12 protein-coding genes and 1 pseudogene are annotated in these 13,696 nt (G+C 65.2%); 4 read left to right on the forward strand and 9 right to left on the reverse strand.

Annotation, left to right across the window (positions count from 1 at the left end; genetic code table 11):
* Nucleotides 1–26 precede the first annotated feature (26 nt).
* Entirely contained in the window at nucleotides 27–500 is a 474-nt protein-coding gene (locus tag ACVW1C_RS10455; protein WP_456758349.1) for a GlcG/HbpS family heme-binding protein, read from the forward strand.
* Here ACVW1C_RS10455 and ACVW1C_RS10460 read toward each other — a convergent pair.
* Nucleotides 490–713: pseudogene (locus tag ACVW1C_RS10460) on the reverse strand (FAD-dependent monooxygenase). The gene ACVW1C_RS10455 and the pseudogene ACVW1C_RS10460 overlap by 11 nt on opposite strands.
* Nucleotides 704–1,084 (reverse strand): VOC family protein, encoded by a 381-nt coding sequence (locus ACVW1C_RS10465; protein WP_456758350.1) that lies wholly within the window; start codon nucleotides 1,082–1,084, stop codon nucleotides 704–706. The pseudogene ACVW1C_RS10460 and the gene ACVW1C_RS10465 overlap by 10 nt, the downstream one beginning before the upstream one ends.
* Before the next feature lie 264 nt (nucleotides 1,085–1,348).
* Between ACVW1C_RS10465 and ACVW1C_RS10470 the strand changes: the two genes are divergently transcribed.
* On the forward strand, nucleotides 1,349–3,310 hold the full coding sequence (locus ACVW1C_RS10470; protein WP_456758351.1) for a putative bifunctional diguanylate cyclase/phosphodiesterase: 1,962 nt from the start codon (nucleotides 1,349–1,351) through the stop codon (nucleotides 3,308–3,310).
* Nucleotides 3,311–3,332: 22 nt separating this feature from the next.
* Here ACVW1C_RS10470 and ACVW1C_RS10475 read toward each other — a convergent pair whose 3' ends face one another.
* The 7 genes from ACVW1C_RS10475 to ACVW1C_RS10505 form a co-directional block, all read right to left on the reverse strand.
* Nucleotides 3,333–4,313: a PDR/VanB family oxidoreductase gene (locus tag ACVW1C_RS10475; protein WP_456758352.1), complete on the reverse strand. Its 981-nt coding sequence runs from the start codon at nucleotides 4,311–4,313 to the stop codon at nucleotides 3,333–3,335.
* A 12-nt stretch (nucleotides 4,314–4,325) separates the two neighbouring features.
* Nucleotides 4,326–5,072 (reverse strand): GntR family transcriptional regulator, encoded by a 747-nt coding sequence (locus ACVW1C_RS10480; RefSeq protein WP_456758353.1) that lies wholly within the window; start codon nucleotides 5,070–5,072, stop codon nucleotides 4,326–4,328.
* 8 nt (nucleotides 5,073–5,080) lie between these two features.
* Entirely contained in the window at nucleotides 5,081–6,130 is a 1,050-nt protein-coding gene (locus tag ACVW1C_RS10485) for an aromatic ring-hydroxylating dioxygenase subunit alpha (RefSeq protein WP_456758354.1), read from the reverse strand.
* Nucleotides 6,131–6,376: 246 nt separating this feature from the next.
* Nucleotides 6,377–7,330 (reverse strand): DUF2778 domain-containing protein, encoded by a 954-nt coding sequence (locus ACVW1C_RS10490; RefSeq protein ID WP_456758355.1) that lies wholly within the window; start codon nucleotides 7,328–7,330, stop codon nucleotides 6,377–6,379.
* Between the two features lie 290 nt (nucleotides 7,331–7,620).
* Complete coding sequence (locus ACVW1C_RS10495) at nucleotides 7,621–10,002, reverse strand: putative bifunctional diguanylate cyclase/phosphodiesterase (protein WP_456758356.1); 2,382 nt, start codon at nucleotides 10,000–10,002, stop codon at nucleotides 7,621–7,623.
* A 135-nt stretch (nucleotides 10,003–10,137) separates the two neighbouring features.
* Nucleotides 10,138–10,548 carry a DOPA 4,5-dioxygenase family protein gene (locus tag ACVW1C_RS10500; RefSeq protein ID WP_456758357.1) on the reverse strand — a complete coding sequence of 137 codons (411 nt, stop codon included), beginning with the start codon at nucleotides 10,546–10,548 and terminating at the stop codon, nucleotides 10,138–10,140.
* Nucleotides 10,549–10,571: 23 nt separating this feature from the next.
* On the reverse strand, nucleotides 10,572–11,192 hold the full coding sequence (locus ACVW1C_RS10505; protein WP_456758358.1) for a class I SAM-dependent methyltransferase: 621 nt from the start codon (nucleotides 11,190–11,192) through the stop codon (nucleotides 10,572–10,574).
* A gap of 185 nt (nucleotides 11,193–11,377) precedes the next feature.
* On the opposite strand from ACVW1C_RS10505, the gene ACVW1C_RS10510 reads away from it, so the two are divergent.
* Nucleotides 11,378–12,082, forward strand: a complete 705-nt coding sequence (locus tag ACVW1C_RS10510; protein WP_456758359.1) for a hypothetical protein — start codon at nucleotides 11,378–11,380, stop codon at nucleotides 12,080–12,082.
* Nucleotides 12,083–12,592: 510 nt separating this feature from the next.
* A complete protein-coding gene (locus ACVW1C_RS10515) occupies nucleotides 12,593–13,405 on the forward strand; it encodes an enoyl-CoA hydratase (protein ID WP_456758360.1) in 813 nt (270 codons plus the stop codon).
* Nucleotides 13,406–13,696: the final 291 nt, after the last annotated feature.

A 13,696-nucleotide genomic window follows, 5' to 3' on the forward strand; every position in this document is an offset into this window, starting at 1 on the left:
CTTCACTCCAATCCTGGACCAAAGCGATGAGACAGTCTTTCAAACTCGAACTTGCCGAAGCCCGCCACATGATCGCGGCCGCGATCCGCAAATCCGCCGAGATCGGCGTTGCGGAGACGGTCTGCGTGACCGACGACGGCGGCTATCCGCTGGCGTTGGAGCGGATGGATGGCGCGCGGGTCACCGGCCCGCAGATCGCCTGGAACAAGGCGTTCACGGCGGCCGGACACAAGCGCTCCACACATCTGTTCAACCAGCCGCCGAACGGACCTGCCTTGCCCGGCAACGAGGCCTTCGGCATCCAGTGGAGTTTTGACGGAAAATTTGCCGTGTTCGTCGGCGGCTTTCCGATCGTCGTCGACGACGAGGTTGTCGGCGGCATCGGGTTGAGCGGCGGCAACGGCGAGCAGGACACCCAATGCGGCGTCGCTGCCCTGCAGGCCTTGCAGGAACTGCTGAACGGTCATCGCGTGCTGGTCGCAGCCGACATCAAGAAGTGACTGATGTCGCCGGGCACGATCGATGTCTGGCGCTGGCGACGACGGCACGGACATGCGGCCTGCGCTCGATCTCGTAAGTGTCGAGCAGCGCCTCGCCGGCGTCGCCACGAAGAACCAGGCGCAGCTTCCAGGCCAGGCATCGCGGATGCCGGCGCACAGCCCCTGCCCGAGGAACGGCGGCGTCTGGTGCACGGCATCGCCCATCAGGAGCACGCGGCGGTCGCGCCAGCGCTGCCCGAGCAGCGCGTGGAAGCGATAGACCGCCGAGCGCCAGATCGATCGGCTCGTTCTCGATGTCCATGATCTGGTAGTGCGTGTTGAACAGCTCGACGCGGTGCCCGTCGGGATCGCGCATACAGACATACATCGCGTGTCCCGGCGCTCTTGCGCAACACAAGGCCGTGATGGCAGGCCTCCTCGACGCCGCGGAAATAAAGCGCATCGCCCTCTTCCGCGGTCAGGATCAGCCCGATCACGTTTTCGTAGAACTGCCGGCTTGCCGCGAGGTCACGGACGGTCAGGACCACGTGGCTGGCCCGCGCGATCCGAAACCCGGGATCGTGGTTCGTGGTCGGCAAGCTCATGCGCACCTTCCGGTTTTGCGGTCGCGGGAACCCAACCCATTGCGAAAAACCGGCGGACGATCAAGCAGCGTGCGCTGGGCCATCTCTGCCGCTCCGTGACGTCACATCACGCATTTGTATCAATTTGTTAGCAATGCCTGCCGGTGAAACCCAAGCGGCGCTCGCCGTGGCACGGTCCGTTCCAATAGTTCATAGTTTGTCAAAGGTTTGCAGAGAATTCTGCGGCAACGCGCGATGGCCAGACCATGCAGGCGACGTAGTGAGATGCGTATCGATCTCAAATCATATTTCGCGGCCCTGTTCGCGGGTGACCTCGCGGCCTTCGGCGCACCACCGACAGATGAAGCGCTTGCTGGCCACATCCGCGCCGAGCAGATTTCGCTCGTGCTCGGCTATTCGTTCGGCATCATGCTGGCCAACGCCTGCAACGCGCTGGTGCTCGCGGTGGCGCTGTGGCAATCGCCGGATTGGGCCTTCGCGCTGGTGTGGGCCGCCGCCGTGAGCAGCGCGGCGCTGTTCTTCGGCATGCAGGTGCGCGCGTCGCGCCGCATCGCCAAGCCGCAATTCGTGTCGCGCCGAACCATGTACCGGCTGGTGCGCAATGCGCTGGCGCTCGGCGCCGCCTGGGGCGTCGTCCCGGTCGCCTTCTTCGCGAACGCATCGAGCGGCGCGCAATTGGTGATCACGTGTCTCTGCGCCGGCATGCTGGCCGGCGGCGCCTTCGCCTTCTCCACCATTCCGATCGCCGCCATTGCCTTCACCGGGCCGATCTTCGTCGGCACCGCGATCTGCCTCGGCAGGGACGGCGACTTCGTCTATCTGATGATGGTCGTGCTCGTCCTGGTCTACGGCTTCGTCCTGCTGCGCGGCGTGTTCGTCAATGCATTCGAGTTCAGGCGCCGCATCATCGCCCAGCACGAGGCCGAACGAACGGTGCGGCAGGATCCTTTGACGCATCTGCCGAACCGCGTCGCCTTCAACGAGGCGCTCAATGGTGCGCTGAGCCGACTGGAGCGCTCGGGCGAGGAATTCGCGGTGCTGCTGCTCGATCTCGATCGCTTCAAGGAGATCAACGACAGGTTCGGCCATCCGGCAGGCGACGAGCTGCTGGTGCAGCTTGCGGCCCGCTTGCAGCGCTGCACGCGCGCGGCCGAGCATGTCGCGCGAATCGGCGGCGACGAGTTCGCGCTGATCATGTCCAATTTGACGCGGCCCGACGACGCGCTTGCGATCGCCGAACGGTTCGTGGCGGCCTTCGCCGATCCGTTCCCGATCGACGGGTTCGAGATCACCAGCGCGATCAGCATCGGCATCGTGCTCGCGCCGCGGGACGGCAACACCTCCCACGATCTGCTCAAGCATGTCGACATCGCGCTCTACCGGGCCAAGAAATCCGGCCCCGGCACCATCTGCTTCTTCGAGGCCAGCGACGACCAGTCGGCGCGCGACCGTCGCGCCCTGCAGCGCGACCTCGAACAGGCCATCGAGGCGAACCAGCTGCTTCTCGTCTACCAGCCGTTCCTCGACATCCGCAAAGGCCGCGTCACCGGCTTCGAGGCGCTGCTGCGCTGGCAGCATCCGACGCGCGGCCAGATCCCGCCGAGCGTCTTCATTCCGATCGCCGAGGAGAGCGGACTGATCCACCAGCTCGGCGAGTGGGTGATCCGCCGCGCCTGCGCGATGCTGTCGCGCTGGCCGGACGACATCAGGATCGCGGTGAATTTCTCCGCGGTCCAGTTCCAGAACGCCGGCATCCTGCAGACCATCGTCCAGGCGCTTGCCGAGGCGAATGTCGCGCCGAACCGGCTGGAGATCGAGATCACCGAATCGATGCTGATCTCCAAATACGGATCGGCGCCGGCGATCCTGAATGGATTGCTCGAGCTCGGCCTGACGGTCGCGCTCGACGATTTCGGCACCGGCTTCTCGTCGCTGACATATCTGCGCAAGCTGCCGTTCAGCCGCATCAAGATCGATCAATCCTTCATCCGGGACATGCTGACCCAGCCGGATTGCGCCGCGATCGTCAAATCGGTGATCGGCCTCGCGCAGGACCTGCAGATCGGCGTCGTGGCCGAAGGCGTCGAGACCGCCGATCAGCTCGAATATCTGCGCCAGACCAGCTGCGACGAGGTGCAGGGCTATTTGATCGGCCGGCCGATGTCGGGCAGCGAGATCTCCGCGCTGCTCGATCACAATCCGCAGCATTCGGTGCACGCGGCGTAGCGCCGGCCGGGCGCCGCGCATATCACGGTGCGTCGGCGCGATGCAAGGTGTCGACCGTGATGGTGCCGCGGGCGCGCGAGACGCACGCGCAGATCTTGCGGCTCTGCTGCTTCTGGTGGTCGCTGAAGAAGACGTCGCGATGGTCGATTTCGCCGTCGACATCGACCACGTCGAGCGCGCAGACGCCGCATTCGCCGCGCCGGCAGTCGCTCATCACTTCATGGCCGGCTTCGTTGAGCACGTCCAGCATCGAGCGGTCGCGCGGGATCACGAACTCGGTCCCCTCTCCCCTGAGCCGCACGCGGAACGCCTCGGTCGGCAGCAGTCCGCTCGATCCAAAAGTCTCGTAACGCAGATCGGTGATCGGGCGGCCTGACGCTTCCCAGGCGCGCCGCGCGGCGTCCAGCATCCGCATCGGGCCGCAGAACAACGTCATCGTATGCCGCGGCAAGCCTGCGAAGACGCCGTCGAGATCGAGCCGTCTGCCCTCGTCACCGGCATGGACGATGAGGCGGTCGCCAAGCAGGCGCTCGAGTGGTTCGAGATAGGCCGCGTCGCCGCGCGTGCGCACCGCGTAGTGCAATGTCACGCCGGCATCGCGGCGGACCAGCGCCTGTGCCGCACCGACGATCGGCGTGATGCCGACGCCACCCGCGATCAGGCAGAAATGCCGCCGCGTCCAGTCGAGCTGCACCAGCGAGGTCGGCAGCGTGATGGTGAGCCGCGCCCCCGGCACAAGCGACCACATATAGCGCGAGCCGCCGCGGGAATCCGCTGCGTGCCGCACCGCGATCCGGTAGCCTTGCGGATCGACTTCGCCGACCAGCGAATACGACCGGGTCTGCGGCTGGCCTTCGATGGTGACGCCGACATCGATGTGGCTGCCGACGGGATAGGGCGCGGCGGTGAAATTGTCCGGCCGCAGCAGGAATTCGCGGATGCCGGGCGTGAGGTCGCGCGTTGCCAGCAGCGTGGCGGAGGTCCAGGTTTCAATGAATCGCATCGCGCGCTCCGTTCAGCCGGCGGTGACCAGCGCCAGCGCCGGCAGCAGATCAAGGTGGGTGCGATTGCGCAGCGCCAGCCGCAGATTGCGTGCCGCAAGCCGGGCATGCTCGCGCATGATCGCTTCGGCACGCGCGCCCTCGCGGTTCTCGATGGCGTCGACCACCACGCGATGATGGTCCTGCGCGATCAGCAGGATCTGGCGCGCCTCGGGCAAGGCCGATTGCGCCATCACGAAGCCGCTCGGCGAGGCGAACGGCAGCGCCGAGGCGCGGTCGATTTGCCGGATCAGCGGCGGACTGCGCGACAGTTCGGTGAGCTGTGCGTGGAAGCGCGCGTTGAGCGCGACATAGGACGAAAACGCTTCGACCGAGATCGGGTCCTGCCGCACCAGGCCGTCGATCTCGCTGAGGCATTCCTTCAGCGGCTCGAGATCGCGCGACGAGACGCCGCGCTCGGCGGCAAAGCGCGCAGCAAGCCCCTCAAGCGTGCCGCGCAGCTCGATCGAATCGAGGATGTCGCGCTCGGAAAATGCCTTGACCATGAAGCCGCCGGACGGGATCGCCTCCAGCAGGCCCTCCTCCTCCAGCCGGACCAGCGCCATCCGCACCGGCGTGCGCGACACCCCGGTGATCTCGACCGCCTGCAGCTCCGAGATGCGCTCGCCCGGCCGCAGCCGGCCCGAGAGAACCAGGTCACGCAGTGCGAGCTGCGCCCGCACGCTGTGCGATACTGAGCGATCGGCTTCGCGCTCCGCCATGGCTCGGCCTACTCCGCCGCCTGCAACTGCTGTGGCGGATTTTCCTTCGCCACCATGCGGTCGATGACGCGCCGCGCCCACATCGCGCCGGCATCGATGTTGAGGTTGTAGAATACGCGGTCCGGATTCTCGTCCATCGCGCGCTGTTGCGCTTCCAGGATGATCTCGTCCTCATGGAAGATGCCGGCGACGCCGTCGCGGATTTCGCTGGTCAGGCGCTGCTCGGTGATGCGGTGATTGCGGACGAAGGCCCAGAAGTAATGACAGGTCTTCTCGGTCTCCGGCGTGATGGTGTTGAGCACATAGCCGTTGACGCCCTGCGAGCGATCGCCCTCCGGCGCGCCCGAACCGGCCGGCGCGACGCCGACGTCGATATTGACGGTGCACGGCGCCTCGAAGCGGATGATCTGCCAGCGATCGACCGGACCCGGCTTCTGCAACTGTCTGGCCCAGAACGGCGGCGCCTCGATGCCCCTCATCAAGCGCGTGACGGTCACGGTCTTCTCGCCATGGGTGACGTCGAACGGCGCTTCGGCGACCGCATCATTGCCGATGCTCGAGCCGTGCACGAAGGTCTCGTGGGTCAGGTCCATCAGATTGTCGACCACGAGGCGATAGTCGCATTTGACGTGAATGGTCTTGCCGTCGCCGGCCCAGGCCGGATCGTGGTTCCAGTGCATGTCGGGCACCAGCGCTGGATCGGCCAGCGCGGGATCGCCCATCCAGAGCCAGATGAAGCGATGGCGCTCGACGACCGGATAGGCGCGGACGCAGGCCGACGGATTGATCGTCTCCTGCGAGGGCATGAAGGTGCAGCGGCCTTGCGCATTGTATTTCAGGCCGTGATAGCCGCAGACCACGGTATCGCCGTCGAGCCTGCCCTTGGACAGCGGCACGAGGCGATGCCAGCAGGCATCCTCGAGCGCCACGACCTCACCGTCGCCCTTCCGGTACATCACGACATGCCTGCCGCAGATCGTTCGCGGCAACAGCGCGTGCTTGATCTCGGCGTCCCAGCCGGCCGCGTACCACGCGTTCATCGGAAAAGGTCTTGGCATCGGTCGCCCTCTCGGGTTCGATTCGGATACTCTATGTATACATTATCTTCCAAGAGTTAGCAATTGACGGTACTATAATCCGCAACCCGGCTGGTTGTGTATACAATTCCTAGACGGATTAGAAGCCGAGAGATTTTTCCGGCGCATTCCGACACGCCAACGGCGCATCGTCCGGCGCCTTCGCGCCGGAGGCCAGGAGACTGGGAATTTGACGGGTTCGACGAACCGGCCGCGCCGGTGTGCGGCTTACGAGTTCGACGCCGCGCGGGTCGAGGCCGACTTGACGTCCTTGATGCTGACCACGACGGCGATGCGCTTGATCGTGCCGCTGCGATAGGCCTGCAGGAATTTGTCGTAATGCTTGACCGAGATGCAGCCGTTGGAGTCGCCGTTCGGTCCGAGCATGTAGCTGTGCACGAGCAGGCCGACACGCCCGAACGTATCGCTGCCATCGACCGGGGTCATGCGCAGCGCGGGCACGCCGTGGAACAGCTTCTCGCGGGGCTTCATCTCGTAGACGCCGGGCGGCGTCGCACCGGCGTTGCGGGCGTTCACATGCGACGGATCATCGAGCAGATTGCCGAGCCCCGAATGCGCTTCGAACTTCGTGCCGTCGGGCATGTACACGATGCGGCCGCTGATGTCGTAGACCGCCGTGGTGCTATCATAACCGAGCGCGCCGAGATCGGGGCTCGGGCCGGACAACAAGCCATCATTCGGATCGATCGAGGCAAGATGCAGCTTGCCCGGCATCAAGTCGGCGATCTTCTGCAGGAACGTCCGGTTATCGACCTGTTGCACCGGCGCCTGCGGCGGCTGATCATTGCGCGCAAGCAGGTTGGCCTCGGCCGGCCGCGATCGCGGCATCGGCACGGCGGATGCTGCGGTCGTGGTCGTGGCCGCGACGGATGCCATCGCCGGCTGGCTGGTCGGCAGCTCGGTCTGGGTGTCACGCAGCTGGCCGGCCAGCGCGTCCTCGATCTGACCGAACTCGGAATTGAAATCACCGCGGCTCGAACGGAACCCGCGGCGCAAAGGATAATAGAGCGAAGCCGTATTGATCGTGGAGCGAGAGCCGAAGCGATCGTCGAAATTCAACGAGGCGGTGGTGTTGGCGAGTGCCGGTCCATGCAGCCAAGCGGTAGGGTCGATGCCGACCATCCAGGCGGCAAGGCCAGACGACAGGACGAGCGCGCTCACGGCGAACGCCGTGCTGCCCACCAGAGACGTGCCGCGGCTCGACCTGCGCGCGGCAGCTTTCGTCGTACGTTGACCCATCATCCCCAAGTCGGTGCTCTGGGGCCTGTTACCCGGCCCACGTTGGAATTCACCGTCTACTCATTATATCAGGGAATTAGAGTAAGGCATAATCGAGACGAAGCGGGCAACGACAGGATTTTTAAACGTTTTTCGGATGGAAAGTGCCAGGGAATCAGCCCCGGGCGGGCTGGAAAGGCCAAAAAGTCCCGTTTCGGGACAATTTCGGCGACTCAGGCGATCTTTTCTTCCCGGAGGGTGAGCACCGGGACCGGCTTCCCGATGGCGTAACCTTGCGCGTAGTCGACCCCGATCTGGCGCAGCTCGTCCAGGATCGCGAGGCTCTCGACGAATTCGGCGACCACCTGCTTCTGCATGATCTTCGCGGTCTTGGTGATCATCTCGACCATCGCGCGATCGACCTTGCTGTTCAGGATCTCCTTCACGAACGAGCCGTCGATCTTGATGATGTCGACCGGCAGGTGCTTCAGATACGCGATCGAGGACATGCCGGTGCCGAAATCGTCGAGCGAGAAACTGCAGCCGATCTTGCGCAGCCGCGCGATGAATGTCTGCGCCTCGTCGAGATTGGAGATGGCGCTGGTCTCGGTGATCTCGAAACACACCAGTGCCGGCGCGACGTCATGCTGCGCGAACAGTTCGGCGACGAAGTCGACGAAATCGCTGTCGCCGATGGTGGCACCGGAGAGATTGATGGCGTAGCTCGCTATCCTGCGCGGATGATGCTTGCGCTCGGCGATGATCTCGAAGGCGCGGCGAACCACCCAGCGGTCGATCAGCGGCATCAACCCATAACGTTCGGCCGCAGGCAGGAAGCTGCCGGGCGGCACCAGCGCGCCGCTCTCGTCGCGCAGCCGCAGCAGCAGTTCGCGCCGCTCATTGCCCTTCAGGGCACCGTTGATCGGGCGGATCTCCTGCTCGTAGAGGCAGAAGCGCCCCTCGTCCAATCCCTTGCGGATGCGATTGACCCAGCTCATCTCGGCGACACGCACCGCCATGCCGGTATCGGACGGACGGTGCTCCTGGACGCGGTTGCGTCCCTTGTCCTTGGCGAGGAAGCAGGCGACATCGGCGAGCCGCAACGCGTCCTGCACGCCGGCGCTGTCGGCCAACGCGACCAGACCGATGCTCGCGCTGATCCGGAAGCTCGAGCCCTCATGGACGAAGTTCGACTGCTCGATCACCGCCCTGATCCGCTCCGCGACATCGGCGGCGACGTCATGCGTGGCGGAGCCGTCATCGTGGAGCAGAATGCCGAACTCGTCGCCGCCAAGACGCGCGACCAGCCCGCCGCCGCCGACTTCAGCCGCCAATAGCCTCGCTACCTGTCTCAGCAGCCGGTCGCCCGCCATGTGGCCGCAGGTGTCGTTGACGATCTTGAACTGGTCGAGGTCGATCAGCATCAGATCGGCGCCTGTGGCCGGCGAGCCCGACATCGCCTTGTGCAGTTCGAACTCGAACTGCCGGCGGTTCGCAAGGCCGGTGAGCGCGTCATGGGAGGCGGCCCACGCCAGTTCCTCGACCAGCCGCCGCTCAGCCGTCATATCGTGAATGATCATGACGCGGCCGGCCGGTTCGCCGGCATGCACGATCGGGGTCTCGACCACCGAGACCGGCACGCTGGAACGGTCCAGCCGCACCAGGAGCCGCTGCTGCGGCCGGCTCTCGTCGCCGGAATCGGCGCTCTGGAACGATCCCCGCACCGGCTGCTCGGCAATGTTGAACAGTGACGAGAGTTGCCATCCGGTTACGTCCTGCCCCGAGGCGATCAGCCGCTGCGCAGCGCCGTTCATGTAGCCGACGCGATCGTCCTGCGTGGTCACGATGACCGCGTCGCCGATCGAGGCCAGCGTGAGCTGGGCGCGCTCCTTCTCGACGGCGAGCGCGGTCTCGGCGAGCCAGCGCCGCCACAGCATCCGTCGCGTATGGAACAGGACGATGCCGGCAAGGCAGGCCGCGATCACGAGATTGACCAGCAGCAGCAGCGCGGAGACCTGGCGCGACGCCTTCCCCAAATGGTCGGAGAAATCAATGGCGAGCGTGCTCAGCGCGGCGTCGACCGCACCGATCCGCTCGGCCCAGTGTTTGATGGTCGCAGCCGAGGGATCATGCAGCGCGCCGTCGTTGGCGGCCTCGTTCCTTATTTCGATCAGCTGATCGAGCAGCGCATCCGAATTCCGCCAGGCCGTCACCGCGCCGGCCACGTGATGCATCGTGCGGAAATATTTGAACAGCCAGATCAGGCCGCCGATGTCGTCGTCATGATTGCCCGCTTTGGCGAAGCCGGCCCGGGCCACGGCGTCGTTGTTGCCTGGCGCCTCCAGCGCGAGCCGCGCCGTGCGATCGGCCAGAGGCACCGCGATCGCGGCATCGAACCTCTGCAGATAGAGCGGCGCGCCGGTGCTGACATAGATCTGGAGGTCGTGAATGGCGTCCTTCTGCCCCTTCGACCACAGGCTTTCGCCCGCCACATAGGCCCGCACCGCGGACATCACCTGCAGGCTGCCGGCCGACAGTCCGCCCAGCAGCAACACGATCGCGAGCAGAGGCCCAACCACCCGCCACAGTGACCAGCTTCGAAACGAAAAGAACATGCCCAATGCGCCCGACCCCGAAATGTCGGGTAAGCCTAGGAATGCCGGCTTAACCTCACGTTGCAAAACGCGATGAGTTTGAAACGACTTGGCTGTAACGCAATTGCGTCAAACTTTACGCAACTGCCGCGACGCTCAGGGACGCAATGTCGGCGACGTGTTCGGGGCCGGCGCCTGCTCCATTTCGGCCTCCTCGGGCAGCTTGTCAGCATGGACGGCAAGCGGCCGGCCGATCCAGAGCGGATCGTCGCGATGATCGCGGCGCGGATTGGTCGTGTTGGGATGGACCAGGATGCTCAGGCTGCCATGGTTCAGCATCAGCCACGGCACCAGGGTCGGAAACAGCTCGGCCGCAAACGTCACCTGATACATCGCCTGGTCGTGCGGGCCGACCTTGACGTCGTGCCAACGCCCGAGCGTGACCAGGAAACGCTCGCCAATCCAGTTGCGCAGGCGTTCGGCCTCGCCGCGGCCGGAGGTGGGGTCGTAATAGACATGGGCGTGATAGCTCGCGATCTCGCCGATCGTCCGTGGCCCGTCCGTCATCTCGCCTCTCCTTCCACGGCCGGTCACTTCCGCCGCAGTACACTGAACTGGAACGACTGCGTCGCGCCCCAGGGCGTGACGTGCCGGTGCGCCTCATGCGCGATCAGCTCGAATGCCGGACCGATGGTCCGGCTGAGTGTTGCGGGATCATAGCGCTGTACCGGCAGGCCGCTGCATTTTTCCGGACCGTCGAGCGCGAAGGTGCCGATCACGGCGTGGCCGCCTGCCTTGACGCCGCGATGCAGTCTCTCGCGATAGGCCGCGCGGTCGCTCTCCGCGACGAGAAAATGAAACGCCGCACGATCGTGCCAGATGTCGAAAGCCTGCTGCGGCTGCCAGACCGTCACATCGTCGGCCACCCAGCGCACCGCCGCGCCGGGCGCGCCGACCCGTTCCCGCGCGCTCGCCAGCGCAGCTTCCGAGAGATCGAGCACGGTCAGATCATGAAAGCCCCTCGCCAGCAGCGCATCGACGAGGCGCGAAGCGCCGCCGCCGATGTCGATGATCGACGCATCGCGGCCGGCCGCGACGGATTCGATCAAGCCCAGCGATGGCTGCGGATCGGCCTGCGACCAGCTCACCTGCTGCTCGCCCTTGGTCAGATAGACGGTCTGCCAATGCGACTGGCGATCAGAAGCTGTCACGGCGATAGGTCCCGAAAGCGGCGGCAACCCGTGTTGCGCACCATTAACCATGAGCTAGGCGCGGCGGTCTCCCGCGTCAACCGGCAGCAGCCGACACGCCCGGCCGCGCAGCGGCAAATGCCGCATTTGCATCGCGACATTTTCCATTTAACCTGATGGCGAGGTTGAGATCGGGGCGTCCGGGGATGGCCAATTTCGGCTGGACACGCGGCAACAAGCCTGCACAGACGGACGACGCCGCCAGCGATTTGCGCGGCCTCACCGATCCCTGCGCGTTTCTCGCCGCGCTCGACAAGGTGGTGCCGCGCTATCTCGATCTCGCCGACAACGGCGCGCTGGTCTATCCGGCTTGCAAGCGCAAGCCCGGCGACCTGCTCGGCGATAGCAGGGCGATCTGGGAGCACACGCGGCTCGAGGCGATGCGCTATGTCCCGATGGTGCCGCGGAAAGACACCTCGCTGCTGGTCGATCCGGCCCGCCAGGCCGAGATGATCGACGCTTTCCTGCGCCAGCGCGCGCACGACAACACCGCCATCGATTTCACGGGCACGGCGATCGAGGACTACGGCATCGCGATCTATGCGGCGCTGAACTGGCTGAACCATTGCGGCGCCACCGTGGGTGCCGATCCGCAGAAATTCTCCGGCACACTGCGCAGCTTCCGCAAGGTGATGGTCGTCGCCCGGCAGTGGTGGGCGCTCGACGGCGCCGCGGAGCGCTGCCGGCAGATGCTGGAGGCGCGCGAGCGGCCGCCGCTGGTGTTCTTCCTGCTGTGGGCCGAATGCACCAATTTGGCGCGCGAGATCGCGATCGCGACGGCCGGCGCGGCGGCGACGGAAGACAGTATCGCGCGCATGCGCGCGGCCGAAGATCCGGAACAGCTGACGTAAAGAGGGATGAGGTTTGGTTGAATCGGCTTGGCGCGGCTTCGGTTCACCTCGCCCCGTCGGGGAGAGGTCGGATTGCTCTCGGCGATGCGAAGCATCGTCCGGTGCAATCCGGGTGAGGGCTCTTGCTCTCTCGATAAAACCCCTCACGGGATTTGCTGCGCAAATCAACGCAGGTCAGCTTGCTGGCGAACTTCTCGCGCATTGCATGCGTCATCTTTAGCTCGATCAGGAAGCTGCCGCTCATCGTGTCGAGAGGCAGCCTTCGAGCTTGCCGAACTCCTCGGAATACGGCGGCAGCCGGTCGCCGACCTTGCCAACGACAGGCACGTCGCGTCGGTCTATTTTGCGATCCGTACAACTACCGGAAGAGTTGCCGCACGCCGTTGCAATCGCGCAGTGCCCTAAACCGCCTGCCGCGGCCCGCAATCCGGTGCTAGCCTTGGTGCCAGCCTCAACCTTGATGCCAGCCTTTTGATGCCAGCCTTGGCCGAAATCAGACCGGATCCTCATATGCCAAACATCTCAGACAAGTCGCTTGCCGACGGCAAGATCCTGCAAAGCGTGGTCGACGGCGTCGGCGTCATCACCTTCAACAATCCCGACAAGCGCAATGCGATGTCGCTGGAGATGTGGGGAGGGCTCGGCGAGGCGCTGACCGCCTTGCGCGACGATCCGGCTGTCCGTGTCGTGATCCTGGTCGGCGCGGGCGACAAGGCCTTCGTGTCCGGCGCCGATATCAGCCAGTTCGAGAAGACCCGCCACAACGCAGAAGCCTCCGAGGAATATTCACGGCGGAGCGCCGCCCAGCGCGCCTTGCTCGCCGACTACCCGAAGCCGACCATCGCCTGCATCCGCGGCTTCTGCCTCGGCGGCGGCATGCAGGTCGCGATGCTGACCGATATCCGCATCTCCGGCGCCAGCGGTCAGTTCGGCATTCCCGCCGCCAAGCTCGGCATCGCCTATGGCTATGACGGGCTGCGCCACCTGGTGTCGCTGGTCGGCCCGTCCTGGGCGCGGCTGATCATGTATACCGGCATGCGGATCGACTCCGCGGAAGCGCTGCGGATCGGCCTCGTCGATCGCGTGCTGCCGGATGCCGGACTGTGGGACGCGACCATGGAGATCGCCCGCACGATTTCGGGCAACGCGCCGCTGGCGATCAAGGCCGCCAAGATCACCATCGCGCAGGTGCTGAAGGATCCCGCCGATCGCGACATGGCGGCGATCAAGCAGATCGGCATCGACTGCATGGACAGCGCGGATTTCCGCGAAGGCCGCAACGCCTTCATGGAAAAGCGCAAGCCGCAGTTCAAGGGCCGATAGCCACCCGGTGTCACCACCCGCGCATGCTTTCGCTGACAATGACAGCTGAGAGTGCGGTAACAGCGGTGGTCCACCCCCGTCGTCGCTGCCACGCAACACACTGTCATCGCCGACCGGGCGATCCAGTATTCCAGAGGCGGTTGTGCTTGAGCCGATGGGCCGCGGCGTACTGGATCGCCCGGTTAAACCGGGCGGTGACAGATGATGACGCCGAGCGATTTCTGAATATTAGAAGAATATCCCTGATTTGCCCGGCATGTCAAGCAGCCTGGACGAACGCCGGCAGCCGCC

Source organism: Bradyrhizobium sp. USDA 4011, assembly GCF_054063415.1.

Bases quoted from the DNA above. Each gene is read 5' to 3' on its own strand.
- ACVW1C_RS10455 (WP_456758349.1), top strand. From the start codon at position 27: ATGAGACAGTCTTTCAAACTCGAACTTGCCGAAGCCCGCCACATGATC.
- ACVW1C_RS10465 (WP_456758350.1), bottom strand. From the start codon at position 1,084: ATGAGCTTGCCGACCACGAACCACGATCCCGGGTTTCGGATCGCGCGG.
- ACVW1C_RS10470 (WP_456758351.1), top strand. From the start codon at position 1,349: ATGCGTATCGATCTCAAATCATATTTCGCGGCCCTGTTCGCGGGTGAC.
- ACVW1C_RS10475 (WP_456758352.1), bottom strand. From the start codon at position 4,313: ATGCGATTCATTGAAACCTGGACCTCCGCCACGCTGCTGGCAACGCGC.
- ACVW1C_RS10480 (WP_456758353.1), bottom strand. From the start codon at position 5,072: ATGGCGGAGCGCGAAGCCGATCGCTCAGTATCGCACAGCGTGCGGGCG.
- ACVW1C_RS10485 (WP_456758354.1), bottom strand. From the start codon at position 6,130: ATGCCAAGACCTTTTCCGATGAACGCGTGGTACGCGGCCGGCTGGGAC.
- ACVW1C_RS10495 (WP_456758356.1), bottom strand. From the start codon at position 10,002: ATGTTCTTTTCGTTTCGAAGCTGGTCACTGTGGCGGGTGGTTGGGCCT.
- ACVW1C_RS10500 (WP_456758357.1), bottom strand. From the start codon at position 10,548: ATGACGGACGGGCCACGGACGATCGGCGAGATCGCGAGCTATCACGCC.
- ACVW1C_RS10510 (WP_456758359.1), top strand. From the start codon at position 11,378: ATGGCCAATTTCGGCTGGACACGCGGCAACAAGCCTGCACAGACGGAC.
- ACVW1C_RS10515 (WP_456758360.1), top strand. From the start codon at position 12,593: ATGCCAAACATCTCAGACAAGTCGCTTGCCGACGGCAAGATCCTGCAA.